Origin of the sequence: Alicyclobacillus acidocaldarius subsp. acidocaldarius Tc-4-1, assembly GCF_000219875.1 — a bacterium.
In the GTDB taxonomy this organism is placed as follows: Bacteria; Bacillota; Bacilli; order Alicyclobacillales; family Alicyclobacillaceae; genus Alicyclobacillus; species Alicyclobacillus acidocaldarius_A.
In genome coordinates this window covers 1,274,210-1,297,978 of record NC_017167.1, presented here as the reverse complement: position 1 = coordinate 1,297,978, position 23,769 = coordinate 1,274,210, and the positions used below count along the sequence as shown (strand labels likewise).

The window sequence follows — 23,769 nt, the reverse complement described above, 5'->3', positions numbered from 1 at the left end:
CCATCCTCTCGTTTACGCCTCCGAGGTTAGTTGTCGGGTTCGGGTAACGAGTCCCCTTCGCGCCCCTCGGCGCGATTCACCCCAAGGCCAAAGGCCTTCAGTCCCCCGTACGCGCCCTTGAGCGATTCGGCAAAGTCTTGGACGGCGACCATCATATCAGCCTGTACGACCGGAGAAAACCCAAACTTGTTGACATCTGAGGTGCTTCTAACCGATGGATCTACTCGGTTCCACGCATCGTGTTCGGCGAAATCGCGACCAGTGTGCCATATCCCGTGAGTTCCCAGACGCGCTTGGCCGCTCGAATCGGAAGCTCCACGCAGCCGGCGCTCTGTGGCTTGCCGTACGTCTGACGCGGGAAGCCGTGGATGGCCTGTTCTCCATAGAAGAAGCTCACGTACGGCACATGCTCCACTCGGTAAGGCCGCCCGCTTGGGCCGATCCCTTGCATCGTCTGTTCTCGGTTTCGCAGAAAGATGGCGTGAATCCCGGGTTGAGTCGGGGTGGCCGGCAGGCCGGTACTGCACGGCGTTTCAAAGACGACGCCACGTCCATCTTCCCATACGCGAAGCCGCTCAGGGAGCGATTGGTCGACTAACACCATCCGATACGGATGGGTTGCCGTGAGACCTAAGGCCCATGCGAGTTCGAGTGTCCGACGAACGCGAGGTCCGGTGTACCCATCCACACGAAGGCCGTGATCGGCCTCGAATTGCATCACCGCGCCCTTCGTGATCTCCGTGTACTGCTCCGGATTCCACGTCCGTTCAAGTTCGATGGGGACATTGGGCGAATTCCACGTCCAATAGCCGATTGGAACGCGCCCCCAGTCCTGAGGATAGAGGCGATCGGTCGGTAGGATCGCGTGATACCTGCACGGGAGATAGCCGAGTTCACTAAGGACAACGTGCAAGCTCCAAATCGGTTCACCGCGATCGCCCACTGTCCAGACCAAAGACGTCGGAGGGCCGGTGAAACTCCGCATCCCAGGCTGAGCATCATTCATCAAGTGGGGTGTGGCGCCCGCGCAATGGGGTTCGTTCGCCCACATGCTCAGGAGGGCCGATGCGCTCACCGCGAAGATGCGAGCCAAGGCCACGAATACACTGCGACGCCCCTTCATGCTCATCGTCCTCCCACCTTCCTCATGTAGGATGGACGACGGGACGCACGAACAGTATTCCATGGATTGGCTTATGAGCCGGACGGCGCTCGGTTCGGCCGAATGTGATACGTTCCATCTGGGTGGCGCGTGACCATCGAAGCGAGTTCCATCTCGAGAAGCGCGCCGAAGACATACCCGAGGTCGAGATGGGCGACGGAGGCGAGCTCACCCGCGCGAATGGGCTGATGCCGTGCGAGCGCCTGATAGCAGGGCTCGAGGTGCGCAGGAACCTTCTGGGCTCCTCCGTTCTCGACGTCCGTCTGCTCCGGAAACAGATCATGGGGATCCACGAGCGGGATGGCCCCGTCGAAAAGCAGACGGTTGACACCCCGACTGGCCCGCGACGTGATGGGGCCAGGAACGGCATAGACGTCGCGCCCCAGATCGAGCGCGCACTGGGCCGTGATGAGCGCACCGCTTCGGTCACCGGCCTGGACGACGATGACCGCTTGACTCAACGCCGCAATCAATCGGTTGCGCTCAGGAAAGTGGTGTTTGCGGACGGGGGTACCGGGCGGATATTCGCTGACGAGGGTACCGGTCGACGCGATTTGATGGTAGAGTCGCCGGTTCGACGGCGGATAGCAGCGGTCGATCCCGCATCCCAACACGCTGACGGTGTCGCCTCCCACCTCGAGTGCCGCGGCGTGCGCAGTAGCGTCGATGCCCATGGCAAGTCCCGACACGACCACCGCACCCCGCCGCGCAATCTCACCTGCAATCCACCGCGCCGCTTCCATGCCGTAACTGGTCATCCGCCGGGTCCCGACCATTCCGAAGACCACTCGCTCAGGAGAGAGACATTCCTTTCTCCCTCGAACGAACAATACCAGTGGTGGGTCCGGAAGGTCCGACAAACGGCGCGGATAATCGTCCGCCCCGTGCACGAGTACCCAGATGCCGCGGTGTTCGAATTGGGACTTGATCCGATAAGCCGACGGTTCTGCGCGGCGCCAGGCGTCCAGCCGACTTGCCTGCGCTGCGTCCAGACCTCCACAAGCAACCCAGTCCGCGACCGGCGCCTCGTGAAACGCGCGAATTCCGCCGAATGCCCGCACCAAGCGCCGCAACGTGCTTGGCGCGAGCCCTGGACACAAGGACCACACCAAGGCGAGTTCGTCGTCGCCCACCTACGATCCCTCCAGCCCGTTTTAGTCATCGTAAGTCGCGCTGATTCAAATCGTCCATGACGTAAGCGAAAAAAGAGTTCGCTTGGCGAAACCAAGCGAACTCTTTGGGCTGGAACAAACGAAACGCCTTCACGCCTTGCAGCGCTCGAGCAAGCCGCGCTCCTCTAGCACCTGATACAGCGTCGAGCCCATCTCGGACGGCGTGGGGGCCACGCGGATGCCGCACGCCTTCATCTTCTCGATCTTGGACTGTGCCGTTCCGGAACCACCCGACACAATCGCGCCCGCATGTCCCATTCGCCGTCCCGGAGGGGCCGTCGCACCCGCGATAAATCCGACGACGGGCTTCGTCATGTTGTTCTTAATCCACTCCGCCGCTTCTTCCTCTGCGGATCCGCCGATCTCGCCGATCATAATCACGGCTTCAGTATCCGGGTCCTCGTTGAACATCTTCAGCACGTCGACAAAGTTCGTCCCATTCACCGGGTCGCCGCCGATCCCGACAGCTGTCGACTGGCCGAGTCCCAGCTGTGTCAACTGGTACACTGCTTCGTAGGTCAGCGTTCCGGAACGGGACACGACGCCGATCTTCCCAGGCGTGTGAATGTATCCAGGCATGATCCCGATCTTGCACTCGTTCGGCGTGATCACGCCCGGGCAGTTTGGACCGATGAGCCGCGTCTTCTTACCCTCCATGTACCGCTTAACCTTGACCATGTCAAGAATTGGAATACCTTCCGTGATGCACACAACCAGTTCGAGCCCGGCCGCCACGGCCTCCATGATGGCGTCCGCGGCGAATGCCGGCGGAACGTAAATGACCGACGCATTTGCACCCGTCTCGCGGACGGCCTCCTCGACCGTGTTGAAGACGGGCAACCCCTCGACCTTCGTGCCGCCCTTCCCTGGCGAGGTGCCACCCACGACCTTCGTGCCATAGGCAAGCGCCTGCTGCGTGTGAAACAGTCCGGCAGATCCCGTGATGCCCTGGGTAATGACGCGCGTTTCCTTGTTCACCAGAATGCTCATCGCGAGTGTCCCTCCTCAGACCAGCGCCACGATCTTTTGGGCAGCATCCGCGAGCGAATCAGCCGCCACCAACTTCAGACCGGATTCGTTCAAGATTTTCTTTCCTGCTTCGACGTTCGTGCCCTCGAGGCGCACCACGAGCGGCTTGTCCAGGCCCACCTGTTTCGCCGCAGCGACCACGCCGTTTGCGATCACGTCGCATTTCATGATGCCGCCAAAGATGTTGACGAGAATGCCCTTCACTTTGGGATCCGAAAGGATGATTTTGAACGCGGCCGTCACCTTCTCTTCGCTCGCGCCTCCGCCGACGTCCAAGAAGTTGGCAGGCTCTCCACCGTAATACTTGATGGTGTCCATCGTGGCCATGGCCAGGCCCGCACCATTCACCATGCATCCAATGTTGCCATCCAACGCGATGTAGCTCAGCCCGTACTTCGACGCCTCGATTTCTTTGGGGTCTTCTTCGTCTTCGTCGCGCAGACTCACAATCTCCGGATGCCGATACAAGGCATTGTCGTCGAAGTTGAGCTTGGCATCCAGTGCAATGATGTCGCCTTCCGCAGTCAAGACGAGCGGATTGATTTCCGCGATGGAGCAATCCTTGGCGACATACGCGTTGTAAAGCGCCATCATGAATTGAGCGGCCTTTTTCACCGCATGCTGCGGCAGCTCAAGTTTGTACGCGAGGTTGTTGGCCTGGAATGGCGTGAGCCCCGTCAACGGATCAATCGTCTCGCGGAAAATCTTTTCCGGGTGTTGGGCAGCGACCTCTTCGATCTCGACACCACCCTCCTGGGAGGCCATCATGACCAGGCGCCCCTGGGAGCGGTCAAGAACGAGACCTATGTAGTACTCCTTCTCGATGTTCGTCAGTTCTTCGATAAGCAGGCGCCGAACAATGCGACCCTGTGGTCCCGTTTGATGTGTGACAAGGCGCTTGCCGAGAAGCTCGCGTGCGTTCGCCTCGACTTCTTCCAGAGACTTCGAGACTTTGACGCCTCCCGCCTTGCCGCGCCCGCCTGCATGGATTTGAGCTTTCACCACAGCCTTGCCACCGAGTTCCTTTGCCGCTTCCACAGCTTCCTCGACCGTGAAAGCCACTTTCCCGCGCGGGACTTTGACGCCGAATTCAGCCAGGATGGCCTTCGCTTGATACTCGTGGATGTTCACGATGTCCGTCCTCCTTTGTCCCCCTACGGATACGGCGCACAAAAAAACCGGACAAACGTTGCCATGCCGTCTGCCGACCTTGTGCCATCTATCAGGATAGAACTTCGCAACACGTTTGACAACGTCTTGACCGGTTGAGACGATGAAAACGCATACAGAAAACCTTGACAAATTCGTGACAGGGTATCTATAACGCAGTGTGAACCAAACTGCACAAGTACGAAAACGCAAACACCGCAACCAGCGCGCCTAGTAGACGCATCGCGGTGCGATCCCGCAACACGTGAAGGATCACGCCGATAGCCAACGCGAGCGTGTCTGCAAACAGACTCGCGACGAGCGCGTTCTGCTTCCACCCGACCGGCATGAGCCCAATCACCGCCAAGATGAAAGACGCCGCCGCCAAGATGATGGCGCTCCCCCTGAGAACGACGTAATCGTCTCCCATCGGGCGCGGGCCTCGGTGAAGTCGGCGATGGCGCCGCCTTTGATACGCGCGAAGGTCGATCACTTGGCCGCGCCGTCCCTCCGCATCTCCTCTCGCGATCCGCTTCCTCGGGTTTTCCATGACGGCTCCCTCCTGAAACTCGCCATGCCTGGACGATGCGAACGAGATTCTTCCCTACATTATGGCTCATGCACCGAGAAATTGCTATACGTAGGTTGTGAAAAGTTCCGAAAGCGAGGCGAATTCACGTGTTGGGACATGCCTTCGGCGCCATTCGCCACGGTGCCGACGTTCAAATCGTCCGAGTCCAAGCTGACGTGGGACCAGGCTTTCCCCGTTTCACGATTGTGGGGCTCCCCGACTCGTCTGTCAGCGAGGCAAAAGCCCGGGTCCGTTCCGCATTCCATCATGCCGGACTCCCTTTCCCAAAGGGAAGGATTACCGTTAATTTACAGCCCGCCAGTCTGAAAAAGCAAGGATCTTGGCTGGATCTCGCCATCGCCGTGGCCATTCTCCGTGCCTCGGGCTCACCACCCCTCCCTCACGACTCCACGGTCTTTGTCGCTGAACTTGCACTCGACGGCGGACTCGTGCCGCAGGAGGGCCTGAGCGCCATAGGGCTGCGCATGCGCGACGAGGGACTGTCTTCTCTGTGCGTCAGTACACACCAACATCTTCCGTGGCCGTTGGAGAACATGTTTGATCTCATGCGGGCTGCCACTCTGGCCGATGTCGTGGCACAACTCCGAGCGTCCCGGGTACACGTCCCAACCGTCCGGCCCCATCCCATCGCACGGCCCGAAACCGCTCGCGACCTCCCTCCACTCCGTGGACACCCCGTCGAATATCGACTGCTCGCCATTTGCGCTGCCGGACGCCACACGCTCCTCATGGTCGGATCGCCAGGCGTCGGGAAGACAACACTGGCGAATGCGTTTGCTCATCTTTTGCCTGATCTCACGGAGGACGAAGCGCTGGAAGTGGCGGCATGGCAGGAAATCGCGAATCCCAACTACGCCTTCACCCTCCGGCCGCCCGTCAGGCGTCCTCATCATGCCATAACGGCGAGGGGAATGCTGGGCGGAGGCCGGTTGGGTTCTCCCGGGGAAGTCACGCTCGCACATCGCGGCGTGCTGCTGTTAGACGAAATGCTGGAGTTTTCACACGTCTCGTTGAATGCTCTGAGAGAACCCTTGGACAGGGGGATGGTGGAAGTCGTCGTGAACGGTAAGGCCATGCGGTTTCCAGCTTCCTTTCAGCTCATCGCGACTGCGAATCCCTGTCCATGCGGATATCGAGGATACGGCGATTGCTCGTGCCCCGACCCTGACGTTCGAAGATACTGGACGCGCTGTCCTGGCCCGATTCTGGACCGCATCGATGTTGTGCATCACGTCAACCGCGACCTAGGTCGCGAGCTAGGCGAAGCATCGCTCGACGACTGGATCGAGAGGGTTCGCGCAGCTACAGCGCTCCTTGCGCGCGTCCCGGATCGAACCTCCACCCTCTCGGACGAGGCGCGTCGAGCTTTGCGGCGCGCTTGCGACCGGCTCCACGCGTCGGAGCGCGATCGGGTGAAAGTCGCGGCGCTCGCGACCACCATCGCCGCACTCGAAGGGCGAGACGAAGTTCTGACATCTGACGTGGAAGAGGCCATGATCTGGCGTCGTCCAGGCTCTCTTTCTCCCATGCGAAATGCTATCACGTGAGCGAAATCCAGGCATAGGAAGCGACATTTGAAGCAAGTTATATCCACCGAGGCGTTCCAAGAGGAGGGAGGGACAGCATGTGTTGCGCCACATCGGGTCAGCCGTGATCGGTTGGCTGGCTGCCACCGCACTCGTAATCGTCGGCACACCCACGGTGCACGCAACCTCATCAGGAGCAACCAAGGTTGTCTATCTGACGTTCGATGATGGCCCGAGTCAACGATATACGCCAAAGCTCCTGGATATCCTGCGCGGCCAGCACATCCCAGCCACATTCTTTGTGGTGGGCTATCGATGTGAGCAGTTTCCAGATATCGTGCGTCGGATTCAGCGGGAAGGCCACGAGATCGGCAATCACGGTTTTTCTCACTTCGATCCCAAAAAGCACGCTCTCGAAGAGCTTGTGCGTGACATCCAGAAAACCGACGCAGTCGTGGAGAAGACCTGTGGAACGAAGCCCCTATATTATCGACCTCCGTACGGCTCCATCGCCGCAAGCGAGATCGACTGCGTGCACCAGCTGGGTCATCCCATCGCCCTGTGGACCGTCGATTCGATGGACTGGAAAGCCAAGTCGGCAAGTGCGATTGTCAGCCAAGTGGAGCGCCACGCACAGCCTGGGTCCATCATTTTGTTCCACGACGGGATTCGTTCGAGCCGATACACCATCGAAGCGATGCCGCGCATCATTCGCGACTTTCGCCGCGACGGATACACTTTCAAGGCACTGCCCATCCGCGATTCAGAGCGGATAGAGGCGTTCGTGGCGAAAATGGACGACGACACCGTCCTTCCACGTGATACCTACGACGTCCAGCGCAAACACCGGCCATCGGTCGGCACGCGCTGCATAGGCCGTCAGAGCCGCGACTAATTTGGGAATTTGGGCTGGGCTCAGCGCGTAGACGGGGTCTCCCTCGACGGGCGATGTGCGAGTCTTGACTTCAACGGCTACGAGCTCGTCTTCGTTTTCCGCAATGAGATCCAATTCTCCGAAACGCGTTCTCCAATTGGTTTCGATGACGCGCCATCCCAAACACCGCTCAAGGTACTGGCCGACAAAGGATTCGCCCAAGGCCCCGAGTTCGCGCCGATTCGGCCGCATAAGGAGTTCACGCCCTGCGGAAACGGTAGAGATAAGCCAAGATTTCAGCTACCGCTTGGTACAACTCGGGCGGAATGACTTGATCGACTTCCAGTGCAAACAAGGCATCCACCAGTGCCGTCTGCTCCACCACGGGGACATGGTGTCCCTCGGCCGTACGCACAATGGCCTTTGCAACCTCTTCCGCGCCCTTTGCGACCACACGAGGCGCTAAATCCTTTTGAGCGTCGTATCGAAGCGCCACCGCTCGTTTAGTGCGTTGCATCGGGGCCATCTCCTTCGTCATCGACGGTCCAAGACGTGAGTTCCCAGCCACAGGCCTGAAGAGAAGGCGCCAGAACCTGTTGTGCAGCCCGCAGGTAGGCGATAAACGGCGCATCCTGAGAACAGGTGATGTGCACATGCAAGGCTGGCCGCTGGGCCGTGAGCACACAAGTCACAGGATGACCGTGTAACTCGAGGTCGAGACGCAGCCGGTGTACCAGCTTCCCCCGGAGCCCCACGCGCGTCCGCCGCTCAGCACGCCAGCGAACGGCTACGGGAGGATCGCGACGCGCGGGGTTCTGAATCACGAATAAACCCGTACCGCGTCGATCCAATGGATGGGGCGCGACCGACGCAAGAAGCCGGTCCAGCAACACCCACTGCATGAGGCGGTTCTGCTCCGCGGGCCCAAGGCCTTGATGAATCCATTCGCGTCCCACAGAAGCGAATGAAATCAGGGAAGACGTGGGACGCTCGCGCAATCGAAGGGTCGCGTGACCTTCCGTCGACTGAGCAAGTTCTCGGATGACGGACCACAGATGCCTGACCGACGCAGCGAGGATCCGCGCATGGCCGACGTCCACATCCTCCGGTCGCAGTTGCGCAGGAGATGTGGGCTCCTGCACAACTGCGCCATCTGGGAGCGCGGTGAAGTCGGCGTCGCCGATGTTCGTGGCCGTCTGCGCCGCGGCTGACTGGTCTGCCCCGCGCCGTATTCCTTCGTCCAACGGCACAGACGCTGTGAACTCGCCCGGTGACCACTGTCCTGCGCGCTGCGACGCGAGTTCCTCCGACGCACCCTGAGCACTCGCCTGAAGCACGGTGTTGAGCAACGCAGCCCTCCATCCCCGCTCGCTCGTCCACAGGGCATCATCTCGCAGGATCTCAAACGGCACGAGGTCCAAGGCATCCACCGGGCTATCCAAAGCCTGTTCACCTTGGGCGAGTGGCGGCTCCTCCACAGCCGCGCGATGTGCGCTGCGATCCGCCCGGTCCGCGCTGGCGGGCGCGGCGCGCTCGACCCCGCGCGCAACAGGTTGCAGTTCCGCCGGAGAAATGCGATGGATGCTAGGATCCATAGCCCATCTGCTCCCTCTCGCCCACGCACGCCCGCACGGGGGCGAACGAAAGTCGATGTACCACCGAGGGCCCTAGGCGACGCAGCGCTTCCAAATGAGCGCGTGTGCCGTACCCCACATGTTCGGAGAAACCATATCCAGGAAATTCCTCGTCCAACCGCGCCATGAGCCGATCGCGAAAAACCTTGGCGATTACGGATGCTGCAGCAACGAGCAACGATCGCGCATCTCCGTCGACGACCGGCAATACGGGGACGCGATGCCGAAACCCGCGGTTTCCGTCCACCAATGCCAGATCGACAGAAAGCCCCAAAGCGTCAAGGGAGCGCATCATGGCAACCTGCGTCGCCTGGAGGATATTCATCCTGTCGATTTCTTCAGGGCTCGCCAATCCGATGCCGACGGCAAGAGCCCGGGCCCGAATGCGATCCGCAAGCTGCGCTCGCACATTCGGCTTCAGTTGTTTGGAATCCATGACCTCTTTCAATTCTGCATACGTCTGTGGTTCCAAGGGAAGAACGACACTCGCCGCGACCACAGGACCGGCAATGCACCCCCGGCCCACCTCATCGACGCCTGCCGCTCGACCGCCACCACAGAGCGCCAGATCCAGGCGATAACGCCTCGTCCACGGCTCCATCTCAGGCCTCCTTGGCGTTAGTCTACATCGTCTCGAATCAGGCCGCCATCGCGGATAGGAAAATCAATGCACTCCAGGTGCAGATCAATCTTCAGGCCACTCGAGCGATACAGGCCCAAGCCGACCTTCCTGGAGGTCGTGGATGACCATCTTCGCGACACGTTCCTCATCGACGCCTCCTCCAGGGACAAGCGCGCCGCGCGTCCGACCGATGTGTTCAAACCACGGCTGGACGGCTGGCCAAACGTCCTGAATGTTCGTCCACTCAATGGGCGCCTCCACGCGAAGACCATAGCGCTGGGCCAACGCTTGTGGATACCGCCCGCTTAAATAGGCGAGTACGTAGGCGCACACTTCGTAAGCCTCGAAGATTTCTTCCTTGATGGCCCCACTCGCGGCGAGTTTCAACCCCTGCTCATCATTCGCGAGCTTGGGCGCGAGAACTCCCGGCGTGTCGAGTAACTCCGTGTGTCCCACGCGAATCCATTGCAAGGCACGCGTCACACCCGGCCGATCCCCCGTCTTGGCCACGGCACGTCCCGCAAGCTGATTGACGAACGTCGACTTGCCCACGTTGGGGATGCCGCAGATCATCCCGCGTGTAACCGCCCGCTCGATCCCACGCGCGCGCGCTCGGTCCATCTTGTCCTCCACAACCTCGTCGAGTGCGCGCCTGAATTCGCGCAGGCCTTGTCCTGATCGGGCGTTGACGGGAATGGCGATCACGCCTTCACGGTGAAACCGTTCGACCCACCGATCCGTGCAACGAGGATCGGCGAGATCGATCCGCGTCAGAACCACAAGCCTAGGCTTATGGCGCGCGAGTTCGTCGAGCACGGGGCTTCGGCTGGATACAGGCAACCGCGCATCCGCCAATTCCACGACCACGTCAATGCCGCGAAGTTCCTCTGCCATCAGCCGCTTCGCTTTCGCCATGTGCCCCGGAAACCATTGAATAGGCAATACCCCATCACCTCCCATTTTTCTGGAACATGAAAAAAGCGCAGGTCTCTCCCTGCGCTTTCTGGTGTCTTATCGCCGAACTTCTTCGATCCGCGCTGCTTTGCCGGAAAGCCCACGAAGATAATGCAGCTTGGCTCGACGCACCTTGCCCCGGCGGACCACTTCAATCTTGTCGACCTTGGGCGAATGCAGCGGAAACGTCCGTTCGACGCCGACCCCGTACGAAACCTTGCGAACGGTGTAGGTTTCGCTAATGCCGCTCCCGCGGCGCCGAATCACCACGCCTTCGAAGACCTGAATGCGCTCACGCCCGCCCTCTCGGACTTTGACGTGAACCCGCACCGTATCTCCTGGGCGGAAATCCGGAATGTCCTTGCGGAGTTGGTCTTCCACCACTGAACGTAGCAAGTTCATGGTAGACCTCCCTTCCCAGCCAGTGTTCGTGTCTCGATGGACAGAGGACCACTGTGATTACCCGCATCATTATAGCTCACGAAACCGTCGAACGCCAGGCCTTTTTTAGACGCCGCGACCACTCGTCTTCATAGCTCATCACCATGAAAATCGGGCGCCCTGAAGCGCCCGACGAAGCGTTCTCAAAGTCCAACTTGCTTCTTCCGTTTGCGTGCGCCCTTGGATGTCCCACGCCCTTCTCCGCGCTCCATGCGCTTCAGCGCATGCAGGATCTCCAAGTCGCGCGCATACTGCGTCAATTCCGGCTTCATGACCATTTCGATCAGCTCCTTGACTGAAAGATTACCTCTCAGCCAAGTTCCGATTTGGAACGCCTGACCTTCCTACAACGCTTACGGAGTTAGCTGACGGGTTCGGGTGTAGGAGCCCCTACGCAGCACAGCGCTGCGATTCACCCCAAAACATTGGGTCCTCCGCTTCCAATACGGAACTCAGCGACAGGTCATGGTGTGAGTATACCATGTCGTGAAAGCTCACGCAATCATTGGACACCCTGTTCCAGTTGTTGAACCAGCGAGACTGGAATCTGGACTTTCGCCAATTGCGCATTGTTGATATCTTGGAAAATCGTCGTTGTCTGCATGATCAGCGATCCAACCGAATCCACGACGCCAACAGACTGGGTCTGGATCTGACGAATATACCCAGACGTTTCGCCCACGTAAAACACGTACGCGACCTGGCTTGCATGGCTCGACAGCTCTGTCGCCGAAGCGCCAGGCGCCCCACCCAAGAACGCGGGAAGGGAAACGATGCCATTCGGGACCACGACTCGGTAAACGTCGCAATACTCGTCCACCACGTAGGTCCGGTTCATCTTCTCGAGCGGCAGGTGGTGCGCTATCGCATACTCGATGACGTCACGGTAGCCCGCGTATGCGTTCAGCGTGGATACCGGCTGCGCAGGAGACCAAATCGTCCCATCCTGCTGATAGGCAACCTGCCCCTGTTGATAGAAGGCGATGTTGAAGTTATTCTCGTGCACCTGAATGCTCGCCATGTTCGGTTGCTGAATGGTTCCATACACCGTGAAACTCGTGTGCAGATTGCCATTTTGGATATTCACGGCTGTCTGCATTTTATACATGGTGGCGGCCTCGCTCTTGTCGAGAGCGTTCAACAGCGGGGACCACGGCGCGTGGTCACTCACGACCTGCGTCGCCGTACCGGAGGCAATGGATACAGACTGAACAGCAGGCGTGCACCCCGTCGAGAGGAACCCCGCGCAGATCACACACGCAAGTAGTTTCCGTCGGCCCGACTTCATCGCGATCCCCCCTCTTCCTCTCGGCGAGGCCGGTACAGCCAACCACCCACAATGACTGCCGCCAGCGCGATACACGCAGCGGGCAAGACCGGAGCACTTGACGGAGCAATGATCAGATAGTCTCCCGTTCCGTAAATGTCCAGCGCCAGGACTTCCTCGGGTACTCCCTCCAGATGCAGCGGTGTGACGTTGACCACATTCGTGCGAAACACCCGCCAAATCCGGACCAACTGACCGGTTCCGTCGGCATTCGGGATAAAGCGGTACGCCGAAAAGTAGCGAACCGGCGAGTTACGGATGTAGGAAGGATCATTGGTCAAGATTTCGGGATACGGCCTGACGCCTGTCAACACGGCCTCAAACCGGAACGTCTGACTTGGAGCGGTGTACACGCGCTTCCATGTGCCCTGCTGGCTCACGGTCAGAATGTACGCCGGGCTCGCGTTGACAAACACGGCATCGCGCCCGCCTGGCACCAGCGGTCCAATCCGAATGTCGTTCGGTACGGGATTCTCGGCGGAACCTTGGTAGCTCGCCACTATCTTCCCGAGATTCACGTCGTACACGTGTAAGGAGTTGTCTCCGACGAGCAGAATTTGAAGGTCCTTGGTGCTCGTGAAGTGGCCCTCTCCGACGACGCTCTCAGCTTGCATGGTAATGGTCGATCCTCGAGGCGCACCGACACCCACCAGGCGGTCGTTGGAGACGTACGCCCCCGCTCGATCCGGCTTCACTCCCAGTTCCGCGAGGCAGTCGTCCCAATTCGCGATCTCCTTCGCACTTGCCTGGTTGGCGATGGCCTGGAAGCTCGCAGGGTACGCTGCGGGGTCGAGGGCCGCCTCCACCGCCTCCTGGTCTGTCAAAAACGGGGTCAGGTATTCATATACCCGGCCGTTGTCCACATACCAATTCGCCAGTTCATACGGAAAAAACGCGCGGACGAGCTCGAGCGGGTTGACGCGAGCCAAATCCTGCGGTGTCGGGATCACCTTCTTCAGTCGGCCTCCGACCGATTTCAACTCGACAATCTCGTACTCCCCTTGAGCCGTCTGCAGGACGTTGTAGAGCGCATCCGGCGAATCCGTGGCCGAGATCGCACGCTGCTCCAATTCCTGACGCGTCGGAATGTGGCTGTCAATGGTGATGATGGCCTGTCCACCTGTGACGGGAATGACCGCGAAGGGCGCCTCTGGTGAATTCTGAACCCGCAGGTTGACTTGAGCATCCTGTAAGACCCGGAAGTGCGTGAGAAACGCCCAGTCATTGAGCGGGAGAAACACTTGCGCGATCACGACGCTCGCTCCACCCAGGAGCGACGCCACAGGCCTGACGCGGCCGACGAGGATGGCCAAAAGCCAAAGCAAGAGAAGCATCGCAACAGCGACTAGCCCCTGCTTGAGCTTGCTGGCAAACGCGAGCGTGCTGTAACCTTCGGCCACCATGAGTACGAATAGTGTATAGATCAACCACCGCTTGCGAATGGGCCGCTTGAGCGACGTCATCCACAGCAGGATGATTGCGATAGCGGCCAACACCCCGTAAAGCGCGAGATCGTCGACCAGGGGACGTAATATCCAGACGTACACGGCATTGGCAAACAACGCCCAAAAGACGTACCAGATCCACAATCCGACGGTCTTCCACGATTTAGCCATGGTTCTCCTCCTGACCAGCGAAGGTCCGGCTCCACAGGAGCAGCAACCCGACCATGAGGAAGTAGTTAAGACAGTTGGCCGGATACTCAAACACGTTCTCCACCACATTGTGCACCAAGAGCGCGATCACACCGATCAGCCCGCCCAAGGCAATGGGGCGATGGGCGCCCACGGCGCGGCGCACCACCTTCTGCACCACTTCCACCACAATGCGTACATGCAGAGCAAAGAAAAGCACGAGTCCGACGAGACCCGACTCCCCTAGCACCTTGGCGTAGTAATTGTCCGAGTAGATGGACAGCCCCTTGTCCGAAGCCACCGCGCCGCCGTAACGCCCGAGTCCGGCTCCGAACAATGGACTTCCAGCGAGCTGGTCGAACGCCTGTTGCCATCTCACCAGTCTCCCGCCCTGGGACGACTTGATGTAATAGACCTGGGAAAAGAGGTCCATGACCCGGTGATGAATGGGGGGGAGGAAAAAGCCAATGACCCCCAACACGACCACCACGGCAAGCAAACGGCGTTCAAATGCGAGGGCCACCAAGACCACGCCGACGCCAAGACCAAGCCAGGCGCCCCGTGTGTATGTAAGGAGAAGCGTGACCAGGCAGAAGAAGCCTCCTGCGAGAAAGATTATTTTTCGAACCCGATTCTTTTCTGCAAAGCCCATGCCGATGATGAGCGGCGCCATCGTCTCCATGTAGGCACCAAGTTCGTTCGGTGATTTGAGGACAGAAAACACTCTCGTGCGCACGTGTTCCCCGACATCCACCCAACCGGGTGGGATGGGCACCGCCAACACATATTGGAGCACGCCGTCCAGGCCGATGAGCATGGCCAGCGCGGCGGCGACGTACAAAAAGTACGGCGCATCTTCAGGTTCGACGACGAATGGCAGCAAAAGACCAAACAGCATATCGTAAATGTCGGCCCTGAATCCATCAAACGACGTCCCTGGATTGCCGAGTCCCATGAACAGCAATGCGATGAGGTACGTGATATACCAACCGGCATATTTCGACCAGGCGAACACTTGAGGACGATGGCCGCGCATCACGCGATTCAGCGCCACGAGTGCGAGAACGGCGAGTACAACTTTGTCCCATATCGATCCAAGCGGATGCACAAACTGTCGAAGCGTATAGTCGACCAAGGGAAAGGAAACCAGCAGTGTCACACATCCCTTGGCTAAGCGCTTGCCCACGAGTCGTGACGGCGCGAGCGCTGCGCGATACCCGGGATCCGCTGTTCCGAGAAAACGATTTTGCATGTGGCACACTCCTACCTCACCTACGTGATCGCAGCCCTCACCGTCAGGGGTCAGGGCATCGGGAACTCTCCTTGCGACGCGGCCTGGCGGCGCGCGAGCCGCTGTTCCCTGCGGCGCGGAGCCGATTCGTAATGCGCCTTTTCCTCTTCCGTTTCCGGAAGGACGGGCGGGACTTCTACCGGGCGCCCCTCTTCATCGATGGCGACAAACGTCAGGTACGATCTCGCCGTAAGGACTGTTTCCCCCGTGAGCAAGTTCTCCGCCAACACCTTCACAAAGACTTCCATCGAAGTCTTGTGCGCGTACGTGACGAAGGCCTCGAGGTGAATTGCCTGACCGACTCGGATGGGTGCTAAGAAATCCAAGCTATCGCTGGACGCTGTGACCACTCGCTGTCGGGCGTGTCGCATGGCGCTGATGGCTGCGATTTTATCAATGTAGGCCATCACTTTGCCTCCAAAGATGGTCCCAAATTGGTTGGTATCCGGCGGAAGCACCAAGTCGGTCATGTAGGTCCGAGACAAGCGCGCAGGTCTGGGTTCCAAGGTTCGCCCCCCTTGCTGGATCTGGTGTGGATACACAAAAGAAAACGGGTACGGACCGCCCCTGGGTACCCGTTTCCTTGGTCTTCCGGATTCACTCCGACCTATACAATATCACATCGTCGACATCGCAGGACAGGTCTCGACCTGATTTTCATGACGTCGATGAAGGATTCGCGACGGGTCCCCGAAGGACCACTTGCGGTTGACGCTGCCACTGCAACAGATACGCCGAGGGATTAAAGGCCCATTCGCGTCTGCCCGTGTCCTTGTACATGCCAAAGTGGAGATGCGGCGGAAATTTCCCCGCAGTACCCGGAGGTCCGTATCCCGTCGATCCGACGTAGCCAATGATCTGACCAGGACGAACCAAGTCGCCGGTGCGAAGCGACTTCGCGTAGGCGGAAAGGTGTGCGTAGTAATAGTACGTGTTGTTCGCATCCCGGATCCCGATTCTCCAGCCGCCATATCGGTTCCAGCCCATGAGTTCCACATAACCGTAGGCGCAAGCAAGCACGGGCGTCCCGTAGTTCGCGAAAATGTCCACACCTTCGTGGATCCGGCGCCCACCGTAACTTCGGCCCGCTCCAAACGTGTGCTTGATGGTGTAGTTATACCTTTTGTCAATCGGAAAGGCGTGGCCCTGCGGGTCGATGCCGAAGGCGTGGAAGATCCGCGCGAACCCGTTCACCCGCTCCACAGCCACAGCGTCTTGGAACAAGGTCCACACGGCCTGGTCCTCATCTTCTCCCGCTTCCTCATCGATGAATCGCGCCAGCGATTTGATGCGGTCCTCAGGGTCGAATGGAAGTGCAAGGAGGTCTCCGTTTGCATCCTGGCCGAGGCCCCCGAACAGCGCAATGGTAGGGGCAAACACGTCCTCTGGGTTGGGATTCGCCGGACCGCTCCATGCCGGATCGTCCATCGCGTAACCGTAGTAAGGAGCACGTTCGCGGACGTCCTTGGATTTGGTCAGCTCGGCATACCGATCAATGGCCGCGAGCACGGCCCAATCGACGTCATACAGATTTCCGTATTTCGTGTAAATATGAAGCAACTGATCCTGTGGATGGGCGTTTTGGTGCTCGGATGCCTCGACCTGAACGGGAAACGCAAAGAGCGCGGCCATCCAGAGACAGGCGCTGGCCCTTAGAAGACGTGTGAACCGGGGAAGGCGCGTGATAGAATGAGTGCGGCGCAACCACACCACCCCTTCGTTCGAAACTTCTACGCCTTACCGTCCCCATGTGCGCCGATTGTATGCCGGGGATGACGAAGGAGAAAGAGGCATCCTGACATGAATGTCACACAAATGGAAATCGTGGTCCGCTGTACGGAGATCGATATCAACGGGCACGTGAATAACGCCAAGTATCTGGAGTACTACGAGTGGGGACGAGAAGATTGGTTTGAACAGCAGGGACTGGATTACCACACGCTCAAGAGCCTCGGCGCCGTCACTGTGGTGGCGCGCGCCGAGGTCGATTACCACCAGGCAGCGCGCCAGAACGACCGCCTGACCATCACGACGTGGCTCGAGCGGACAGGGCGAACAAGCCTGCGGATGCGGCAGCGCATCACGGGTCCATTCGGCGCCCTTGTGAGTGAAGCGCTGTTCGTTCTCGTGACGGTTTCTCCCGACACAGGAAAGCCGGTCCTCGTGCCCGAGCCGTTACGCGCGCTCGCAGCACCTGGGGCTTGAAAAACGCTAGGGTTCAGACGAGATCTCCAACCTCATAACCGAGCGCGCGAAGCTTGTCCGCCATGCGGTCGGGAATGGGCGCCTTCACATCGACGTCCCGCCATTTCACGCGACGCGCATGAAGGTAGAAGCTCTCTCCGGGGATGGGGCGAGCGCCATACTTTCGATCTGCCAGAAGAGGATGGCCAAGGTGTGCCATATGCACGCGGATCTGGTGCGTCCGCCCCGTCAATAGGCACAACCGAACCAGCGACGTCCCGCGGCTCGATGCGACGACTTCATACACCGTCTCGCTTGGCTTGCCGCTGTCTTCGACCACACGTGTGACGTTCCCTTCACGCCGGACGTCCACCGCCACGCGGCCGCTGCCGGACCATTCGCCTTCGGCGATGGCAAGATATTCCTTTTCCACTTCGCCTCGTTGGAACGCCTCAGCCCAAGCTTTGGCTGCACGCGCCGTCTTCGCGAACACGACGACCCCACTCGTATTCCGATCGAGGCGATGAACCGGTGCCGCGCGAAAAGCGCCTTGGCGCGCGCCGCGATCGTACACATAGGCTTCCACTTGCGCGGCGAGGCTCGTCTTGTATTCCCCATCTGCCGGATGGGTGAGCACACCCGCCGGTTTGTTCACCGCGACAATCTCGTCATCTTCGTACAAGATGTCGATGGCGCGCGAAACACCGTGGTATTTGGCAACGGGATGAGCGTGAAGCGATGCGTAGTCTTCATCACGGAAGTAGAGGTGCACGATGTCGCCCTCGTGCAGGCGCGTGTCCTGCTTGGCGCGTTTTCCGTTGACCTTTACGCGTCCCGTACGGATGCTCTTGTACACGCCCGACAGAGGAAGCCCCGGCAAGAGCAGCCGAAGCCACTTGTGAACGGGCTTCCCATCGTCGGATGGGCCAATGACGATTTCAATCAAAGTTGCCTCTCCTCTCTTCGCGCTGGAGCCGCCTTACCGCTTTCGAGGGGCAGGTCCGGAGCCATCCACAAGCACCACCGGGATCACGCCCCGGAGGCTATTCAACCAACACCAGCGCCTGACGCGGTCGATCTCGGTGAGGTGCAGGACGCGTTCGCACAGCTCGCCCTGGCGGATCAGGCGGGAACGCAGGGCCCCGGGCAAGAGCCCGCATTCCACAGGCGGCGTGTACCAGGTGCCGTCGATTTCGTACGCGATGTTCCCGAACGTGCCTTCCGTCACTTCCCCGTCCTCGTTGTACAACAACACGTCAAACGCCTCTGGCGCGCAGCTGCGAACGCGATCATAAAAAGCGCGATCGGTGGTCTTATGATATAACCAAATCCACTGGCGATCGACCGGCTCAGGTGACATGGCCATGGTGCGGGGGCCAGCATGTCGAAGAGCCTCGTGGATGGTGCGTGCAAAGTACGAATCTTCGAATGGAGTTGCTTCCCAGGTGATATGTCCTGACAGGGACACACAGAGCCTGACACGCCAGGTGCCTTCGGGATGTTCGGCAGCACACGCGAACATCGCCTCGTCCAGCGCGCGCGGCTCAAGCGGAATGCCGAATGTGCGCGCCGACGCAAGCACCCGGTCGCGGTGTTCCTCGTAGAGGAACCACCTCTGGTCGTCCAGTCGGATGGTCTCCAGAAGTTCGACAAACGGACCCATACCTGCCCGCTCGAGCACAGCCGCTTTGATAAAGACCTCGGCTTCCTCGCGCTCTGGAGACGAGTCCCACGTCACGCCACTTCCTGTGCCATACATCCACGTGCCGCGATCGCGCCGCCCGACGAGCGTTCGGATAGCGACGCTCCACACCTCCCGGTCGTCGGGCGTCCAAATTCCGATGGCCCCGCAGTACACGCCGCGCGGTACCCGCTCCAGTACTGCGATGGCCTGCATCGCTGCGGCCTTCGGCGCGCCTGTCACAGATCCACATGGAAACAGAGCGCGAAAGATATCCACCGTGTCGATCTCCCCCCGCAACACACAAGAAATGGTGGAGGTCATTTGCCACACTGTCGGATAGGCCTCGACGTCAAACAACCGATCCACCTGCACCGTCCCAGGGACCGCAATTTGCCCGAGGTCGTTTCGTAAGAGATCGACGATCATGACATTCTCGGCTCGCTCTTTCTCCGAACGCAGTAGGTGAGCTCGATGGGCGAGATCGTCCTCCTGACGCCGAGCGCGGGGAGACGTCCCTTTCATGGGACGCGTCACGATGCTCCTGCCGTTTCGTCGGTAGAACAGTTCAGGGGAGACCGATACGATGTCCCACGGCTCCACGTGAAGCCAGGCGGCGTAAGACGCCATCTGTGAGCGGCGCAGCGCTTCATAAAGCAGTTCGGGAGCCATACGCCCTCGAAACGCGATACGGCCGGTGGCATTTACCTGATACACATCCCCGCGGGCGATGGCTCGGCGAATGTGGTCGACCGCTTCCCGGTGAGGTTGCGAGAACCCAGTCCACCACATCGGGGATGTGCCCGTAGGGTTGTAAGCGCCCGTCTCCCATGGGGCGGTCGGCGTGCGATCCAGGCCGGATGCTTTTTCGCCATGTCCACTTCGCTCAACTCGGTCAAACGCAGCAAACCACGCCAGAGGAAGATCTGCGAACGGACGATGGGCTCGCAAATGCTGCGCAAAGGCGGGCGCAGCCTCGTACGACACAAATCCGCAGACCCATGCGCCCTGCTTGGCGCACGCCGCGGCGGCCTTCATCGCGGCCATCACGTCCTCCACGCGCACGGCACACCAAACGTGGCGTGGATGTTGAAACACGAGTCGACGGGAGGGCTCACCCGCCTCCAAAGGAAAGTCGTACACAAGCTTCAACTGTCCCATTCGCAGACACCTCGATTTCCAATCAAAAAAGGCCAGGCTGATGTGCCTGACCTTTGTCACTCGCCTGGCAACGACCTACCTTCCCAGGAGGCTTCCCTCCCAGTATTCTCGGCGCTGGAGGTCTTCACGTCCGTGTTCGGGATGGGTACGGGTGTTGCCCCTCCGCTATGGTCACCAGACCTGCTTCGCTCCATGCTCGCTCGGAGGGCTTCGGCCTTCGGCCTGCAGATCTCCTCGCTCGCATGTCGCTTCGCATCTGTCTTCTTGGCCCTTGCCTCCGTGCATAGGGAGCCTTTCAGGTGAAGCCCTCGACCGATTCGTATCTGTCCGCTCCACGCATCACTGCGCTTCCACGCCAGACCGATCCACCTCGTCGTCTTCGAGGGGTCTTACTTCCTTCACGGAATGGGATACGTCATCTTGAGGCGGGCTTCGCGCTTAGATGCTTTCAGCGCTTATCCCTTCCCGACTTGGCTACCCAGCGGTGCCCCTGGCGGGACAACTGGTACACCAGCGGTCGGTTCATCCCGGTCCTCTCGTACTAGGGACAACCCCTCTCACGTATCCTGCGCCCGCGGCAGATAGGGACCGAACTGTCTCACGACGTTCTGAACCCAGCTCGCGTACCGCTTTAATGGGCGAACAGCCCAACCCTTGGGACCGACTTCAGCCCCAGGATGCGATGAGCCGACATCGAGGTGCCAAACCTCCCCGTCGATGTGAACTCTTGGGGGAGATCAGCCTGTTATCCCCGGGGTAGCTTTTATCCGTTGAGCGATGGCCCTTCCACTCGGAACCACCGGGTCACTAAGCCCGACTTTCGTCCCTGCTCGACCTGTCCGTCTCGCAGTCAAGCTCCCTTTTGCCTTTGCACGCTACGCGCGATTTCCATCCGCGCTGAGGGAACCTTTGGGCGCCTCCGTTACCCTTTAGGAGGCGACCGCCCCAGTCAAACTGTCCGCCTGACACTGTCCCGCCTCGCGTCCTCACAAGGCCGGTTAGAACAACCGTGTCCCAAGGGTGGTATCCCAACGCCGACTCCACTCAGGCTGGCGCCCAAGCTTCTCCGTCTCCCACCTATCCTGTACATGGAACACCGTTGTCCCATATCAGGCTACAGTCAAGCTCCACGGGGTCTTTCCGTCTAACCGCGGGTAACCTGCATCTTCACAGGTACTACAATTTCACCGGGTCTCTCGTTGAGACAGCGCCCAAGTCGTTACGCCTTTCGTGCGGGTCGGAACTTACCCGACAAGGAATTTCGCTACCTTAGGACCGTTATAGTTACGGCCGCCGTTTACTGGGGCTTCGATTCGGACCTTCGGGGGTACACCCCCTAAGCCCTCCTCTTAACCTTCCAGCACCGGGCAGGCGTCAGCCCCTATACGTCGCCTTTCGGCTTCGCAGAGACCTGTGTTTTTGCTAAACAGTCGCTTGGGCCTTTTCACTGCGGCTCTTCCTCCAGGAAGAGCGCCCCTTCTCCCGAAGTTACAGGGCCATTTTGCCGAGTTCCTTAACGAGAGTTCTCCCGCGCGCCTTCGTGTTCTCCACGCGCCCACCTGTGTCGGTTTCCGGTACGGGCACCTTCGGCTCGCTAGAGGCTTTTCTCGGCAGTGTGAACGTCGGGACTTCGGTACTGTCCTTCCCTCCCCATCACAGCTCACGCTTTCCAGGGTGCGCATTTCACTACACCCCACGCTCGCTGCTTGGACGGCCTCTTCCATCCGGCCGCTTCCCTCGTCCTCCTGCGTCACCCCTTCGCTCAAGCGCCTACGGTGGTACAGGAATGTCAACCTGTTCTCCTTCGGCTACGCCTTTCGGCCTCGCCTTAGGTCCCGACTGACCCTGGGCGGACGAGCCTTCCCCAGGAAACCTTGGGCTTTCGGCGGAGGGGATTCTCACCCCTCTTTTCGCTACTCATACCGGCATTCTCACTTCCATGCGCTCCACCTTGCCTTCCGGCTCAGCTTCCCCGCACATGGAACGCTCCCCTACCATGTCGCCATCCCGAGCTTCGGTGTCCGGTTTAGCCCCGTTCCATTTTCCGCGCAGCGCCACTCGACCAGTGAGCTATTACGCACTCTTTCAATGATGGCTGCTTCTAAGCCAACATCCTGGTTGTCTTCGCAGCGCCACATCGTTCCCCACTCAACCGGAACTTCGGGACCTTAGCTGCGGGTCTGGGCTGTTTCCCTCTCGACTACGGACCTTATCGCTCGCAGTCTCACTGCCAGGTTCCTCGACATTGTGGCATTCGCAGTTTTGACGAAGCTTGGTAGCCCTCGCGGGCCCCGCACCCCATCAGCGCTCTACCTCCACAACTCAATCCCCTGACGCTAGCCCTCAAGCTATTTCGGGGGAGAACCAGCTATCACCGGGTTCGATTGGCATTTCACCCCTACCCCCAGTTCATCCCCTGGCTTTTTCAACGCCAGTGGGTTCGGGCCTCCATGCGGTGTTACCCGCACTTCACCCTGACCAGGGGGTAGATCACCCGGTTTCGGGTCGATGCGGACGAACTCACGCCCTCTTCAGACTCGCTTTCGCTTCGGCTTAGGCTCCTCCGCCTTTACCTCGCTCGCCCGCATCACTCGCCGGTTCATTCTACAAAAGGCACGCCGTCACACCTTTCGGTGCTCCGACTGCTTGTAGGCACACGGTTTCAGGTTCTCTTTCACTCCGCTCCCGCGGTCCTTTTCACCTTTCCCTCACGGTACTCGTTCACTATCGGTCGCCAAGGAGTATTTAGCCTTAGGAGGTGGTCCTCCCAGATTCCTACGGGATTCCTCGTGTCCCGCAGTACTCGGGGTCTGTTTCCACCCTCGTGCGCGCGTTTCGGATACCGGGCTCTCACCGTCTCTGGCCGGCCTTCCCAGACCGTTCTCCTACGCACTCACTCGGGCTGGCTACCCTGCAGCTCGCCGCAAACAGCCCCCTCTACCCCGCATGCGCAACGGCTGCAGCCTTTCCCACGCATGCGGTTTAGGCTCCTCCGCTTTCGCTCGCCACTACTCACGGAATCGCGTTTGCTTTCTCTTCCTCGGGGTACTGAGATGTTTCACTTCCCCCGGTTCCCCGCTTAACGCCTTTCGGCCTTAAGCTGCTGGCGCTTCCCGCCAGCGGGTTCCCCCATTCGGACATCCACGGATCTCAGCCCGCTTACGGCTCCCCGTGGCATTTCGGCGTTCGCCCCGTCCTTCTTCGGCTCTTGGCGCCTAGGCATCCACCGTGTGCCCTTCCTAGCTTCACCTTGCCTTTCTCCCTATGCACTTGCCAAGGTCCTCCGAGAGAGCTCTCGCTCCCTCAAAACTAAACACACCCAACCTCCCAAACCCG

General features: G+C 59.8%; 21 protein-coding genes, 2 rRNA genes, 1 pseudogene and 2 riboswitches. Of the genes and pseudogenes, 3 read left to right on the top strand and 21 right to left on the bottom strand.

Annotation, left to right across the window (positions count from 1 at the left end; translation table 11 throughout):
- Positions 1-142, bottom strand: a riboswitch (cyclic di-AMP (ydaO/yuaA leader).
- Between the two features lie 78 nt (positions 143-220).
- The 5 genes from TC41_RS06050 to TC41_RS06030 all read right to left on the bottom strand — a co-directional run bounded on the left by TC41_RS06050 (position 221) and on the right by TC41_RS06030 (position 5,062).
- Complete coding sequence (locus tag TC41_RS06050; RefSeq protein ID WP_041695112.1) at positions 221-1,123, bottom strand: L,D-transpeptidase; 903 nt, start codon at positions 1,121-1,123, stop codon at positions 221-223.
- Positions 1,124-1,194: 71 nt separating this feature from the next.
- On the bottom strand, positions 1,195-2,295 hold the full coding sequence (gene dprA / locus TC41_RS06045; protein WP_014464127.1) for a DNA-processing protein DprA: 1,101 nt from the start codon (positions 2,293-2,295) through the stop codon (positions 1,195-1,197).
- Between the two features lie 129 nt (positions 2,296-2,424).
- Entirely contained in the window at positions 2,425-3,324 is a 900-nt protein-coding gene (gene sucD / locus TC41_RS06040; protein ID WP_014464126.1) for a succinate--CoA ligase subunit alpha, read from the bottom strand.
- A 15-nt stretch (positions 3,325-3,339) separates the two neighbouring features.
- The gene (sucC, locus tag TC41_RS06035) at positions 3,340-4,494 is read right to left on the bottom strand and encodes an ADP-forming succinate--CoA ligase subunit beta (RefSeq protein WP_041695111.1); all 1,155 of its coding nucleotides are present in this window, start codon (positions 4,492-4,494) and stop codon (positions 3,340-3,342) included.
- Between the two features lie 187 nt (positions 4,495-4,681).
- On the bottom strand, positions 4,682-5,062 hold the full coding sequence (locus TC41_RS06030) for a hypothetical protein (protein ID WP_014464123.1): 381 nt from the start codon (positions 5,060-5,062) through the stop codon (positions 4,682-4,684).
- 128 nt (positions 5,063-5,190) lie between these two features.
- Here TC41_RS06030 and TC41_RS06025 point away from each other — a divergent pair, with 128 nt between their 5' ends.
- Positions 5,191-6,651: an ATP-binding protein gene (locus TC41_RS06025; protein ID WP_014464122.1), complete on the top strand. Its 1,461-nt coding sequence runs from the start codon at positions 5,191-5,193 to the stop codon at positions 6,649-6,651.
- Between the two features lie 79 nt (positions 6,652-6,730).
- Complete coding sequence (locus tag TC41_RS06020) at positions 6,731-7,525, top strand: polysaccharide deacetylase family protein (RefSeq protein WP_014464121.1); 795 nt, start codon at positions 6,731-6,733, stop codon at positions 7,523-7,525.
- On the opposite strand, the pseudogene TC41_RS17240 reads toward TC41_RS06020, so the two are convergent.
- The 12 genes and pseudogenes from TC41_RS17240 to TC41_RS05970 all read right to left on the bottom strand — a co-directional run.
- Positions 7,511-7,756, bottom strand: a pseudogene (locus TC41_RS17240) (YraN family protein); the annotation flags it as partial. The gene TC41_RS06020 and the pseudogene TC41_RS17240 overlap by 15 nt on opposite strands.
- A gap of 7 nt (positions 7,757-7,763) precedes the next feature.
- Complete coding sequence (locus TC41_RS06015; RefSeq protein ID WP_041695110.1) at positions 7,764-8,021, bottom strand: EscU/YscU/HrcU family type III secretion system export apparatus switch protein; 258 nt, start codon at positions 8,019-8,021, stop codon at positions 7,764-7,766.
- Positions 8,008-9,099, bottom strand: a complete 1,092-nt coding sequence (locus TC41_RS06010) for a hypothetical protein (RefSeq protein WP_014464119.1) — start codon at positions 9,097-9,099, stop codon at positions 8,008-8,010. The genes TC41_RS06015 and TC41_RS06010 overlap by 14 nt, the downstream gene beginning before the upstream one ends.
- Positions 9,089-9,739, bottom strand: a complete 651-nt coding sequence (locus TC41_RS06005) for a ribonuclease HII (protein WP_014464118.1) — start codon at positions 9,737-9,739, stop codon at positions 9,089-9,091. Before TC41_RS06005 ends, TC41_RS06010 begins: the two co-directional genes overlap by 11 nt.
- 84 nt (positions 9,740-9,823) lie before the next feature.
- Positions 9,824-10,720 carry a ribosome biogenesis GTPase YlqF gene (gene ylqF, locus TC41_RS06000; RefSeq protein WP_014464117.1) on the bottom strand — a complete coding sequence of 299 codons (897 nt, stop codon included), beginning with the start codon at positions 10,718-10,720 and terminating at the stop codon, positions 9,824-9,826.
- 51 nt (positions 10,721-10,771) lie between these two features.
- Positions 10,772-11,116 carry a 50S ribosomal protein L19 gene (gene rplS / locus TC41_RS05995; RefSeq protein WP_041695108.1) on the bottom strand — a complete coding sequence of 115 codons (345 nt, stop codon included), beginning with the start codon at positions 11,114-11,116 and terminating at the stop codon, positions 10,772-10,774.
- A 182-nt stretch (positions 11,117-11,298) separates the two neighbouring features.
- The gene (locus TC41_RS17025; protein WP_014464114.1) at positions 11,299-11,433 is read right to left on the bottom strand and encodes a hypothetical protein; all 135 of its coding nucleotides are present in this window, start codon (positions 11,431-11,433) and stop codon (positions 11,299-11,301) included.
- A 57-nt stretch (positions 11,434-11,490) separates the two neighbouring features.
- A riboswitch (cyclic di-AMP (ydaO/yuaA leader) is annotated at positions 11,491-11,623 on the bottom strand.
- Between the two features lie 34 nt (positions 11,624-11,657).
- Positions 11,658-12,443: a hypothetical protein gene (locus TC41_RS05990; RefSeq protein WP_041695107.1), complete on the bottom strand. Its 786-nt coding sequence runs from the start codon at positions 12,441-12,443 to the stop codon at positions 11,658-11,660.
- Positions 12,440-14,098 carry a hypothetical protein gene (locus TC41_RS05985; RefSeq protein ID WP_014464112.1) on the bottom strand — a complete coding sequence of 553 codons (1,659 nt, stop codon included), beginning with the start codon at positions 14,096-14,098 and terminating at the stop codon, positions 12,440-12,442. Before TC41_RS05985 ends, TC41_RS05990 begins: the two co-directional genes overlap by 4 nt.
- Positions 14,091-15,368 (bottom strand): O-antigen ligase family protein, encoded by a 1,278-nt coding sequence (locus TC41_RS05980; RefSeq protein ID WP_014464111.1) that lies wholly within the window; start codon positions 15,366-15,368, stop codon positions 14,091-14,093. The genes TC41_RS05985 and TC41_RS05980 overlap by 8 nt, the downstream gene beginning before the upstream one ends.
- Positions 15,369-15,418: 50 nt before the next feature.
- Positions 15,419-15,913, bottom strand: a complete 495-nt coding sequence (locus tag TC41_RS05975; RefSeq protein ID WP_041695106.1) for an acyl-CoA thioesterase — start codon at positions 15,911-15,913, stop codon at positions 15,419-15,421.
- Positions 15,914-16,064: 151 nt separating this feature from the next.
- Positions 16,065-17,039 carry a M23 family metallopeptidase gene (locus tag TC41_RS05970; protein WP_014464109.1) on the bottom strand — a complete coding sequence of 325 codons (975 nt, stop codon included), beginning with the start codon at positions 17,037-17,039 and terminating at the stop codon, positions 16,065-16,067.
- 168 nt (positions 17,040-17,207) lie between these two features.
- Here TC41_RS05970 and TC41_RS05965 point away from each other — a divergent pair, with 168 nt between their 5' ends.
- Positions 17,208-17,612 carry an acyl-CoA thioesterase gene (locus tag TC41_RS05965; protein ID WP_041695105.1) on the top strand — a complete coding sequence of 135 codons (405 nt, stop codon included), beginning with the start codon at positions 17,208-17,210 and terminating at the stop codon, positions 17,610-17,612.
- A gap of 13 nt (positions 17,613-17,625) precedes the next feature.
- On the opposite strand, the gene TC41_RS05960 is transcribed toward TC41_RS05965, so the two are convergent.
- The 4 genes from TC41_RS05960 to TC41_RS05945 all read right to left on the bottom strand — a co-directional run bounded on the left by TC41_RS05960 (position 17,626) and on the right by TC41_RS05945 (position 23,683).
- Complete coding sequence (locus tag TC41_RS05960; protein ID WP_014464107.1) at positions 17,626-18,537, bottom strand: RluA family pseudouridine synthase; 912 nt, start codon at positions 18,535-18,537, stop codon at positions 17,626-17,628.
- Positions 18,538-18,570: 33 nt separating this feature from the next.
- A complete protein-coding gene (gene pabB, locus TC41_RS05955; RefSeq protein ID WP_014464106.1) occupies positions 18,571-20,433 on the bottom strand; it encodes an aminodeoxychorismate synthase component I in 1,863 nt (620 codons plus the stop codon).
- Between the two features lie 62 nt (positions 20,434-20,495).
- Positions 20,496-20,612 (bottom strand): 5S ribosomal RNA (gene rrf / locus TC41_RS05950).
- A gap of 117 nt (positions 20,613-20,729) precedes the next feature.
- Positions 20,730-23,683: ribosomal RNA gene (locus tag TC41_RS05945) — 23S ribosomal RNA — on the bottom strand.
- Positions 23,684-23,769 lie beyond the last annotated feature (86 nt).

Coding starts and splice junctions, on each gene's coding strand:
- TC41_RS17025 (WP_014464114.1), bottom strand. CDS start 11,433: ATGGTCATGAAGCCGGAATTGACGCAGTATGCGCGCGACTTGGAGATC.
- pabB (WP_014464106.1), bottom strand. CDS start 20,433: ATGGGACAGTTGAAGCTTGTGTACGACTTTCCTTTGGAGGCGGGTGAG.
- TC41_RS05990 (WP_041695107.1), bottom strand. CDS start 12,443: ATGAAGTCGGGCCGACGGAAACTACTTGCGTGTGTGATCTGCGCGGGG.
- TC41_RS06015 (WP_041695110.1), bottom strand. CDS start 8,021: ATGCAACGCACTAAACGAGCGGTGGCGCTTCGATACGACGCTCAAAAG.
- TC41_RS06030 (WP_014464123.1), bottom strand. CDS start 5,062: ATGGAAAACCCGAGGAAGCGGATCGCGAGAGGAGATGCGGAGGGACGG.
- TC41_RS05985 (WP_014464112.1), bottom strand. CDS start 14,098: ATGGCTAAATCGTGGAAGACCGTCGGATTGTGGATCTGGTACGTCTTT.
- TC41_RS06005 (WP_014464118.1), bottom strand. CDS start 9,739: ATGGAGCCGTGGACGAGGCGTTATCGCCTGGATCTGGCGCTCTGTGGT.
- TC41_RS05965 (WP_041695105.1), top strand. CDS start 17,208: ATGAATGTCACACAAATGGAAATCGTGGTCCGCTGTACGGAGATCGAT.
- ylqF (WP_014464117.1), bottom strand. CDS start 10,720: ATGGGAGGTGATGGGGTATTGCCTATTCAATGGTTTCCGGGGCACATG.
- sucD (WP_014464126.1), bottom strand. CDS start 3,324: ATGAGCATTCTGGTGAACAAGGAAACGCGCGTCATTACCCAGGGCATC.
- TC41_RS05970 (WP_014464109.1), bottom strand. CDS start 17,039: ATGGCCGCGCTCTTTGCGTTTCCCGTTCAGGTCGAGGCATCCGAGCAC.
- rplS (WP_041695108.1), bottom strand. CDS start 11,116: ATGAACTTGCTACGTTCAGTGGTGGAAGACCAACTCCGCAAGGACATT.
- TC41_RS05980 (WP_014464111.1), bottom strand. CDS start 15,368: ATGCAAAATCGTTTTCTCGGAACAGCGGATCCCGGGTATCGCGCAGCG.
- TC41_RS06050 (WP_041695112.1), bottom strand. CDS start 1,123: ATGAAGGGGCGTCGCAGTGTATTCGTGGCCTTGGCTCGCATCTTCGCG.
- TC41_RS06010 (WP_014464119.1), bottom strand. CDS start 9,099: ATGGATCCTAGCATCCATCGCATTTCTCCGGCGGAACTGCAACCTGTT.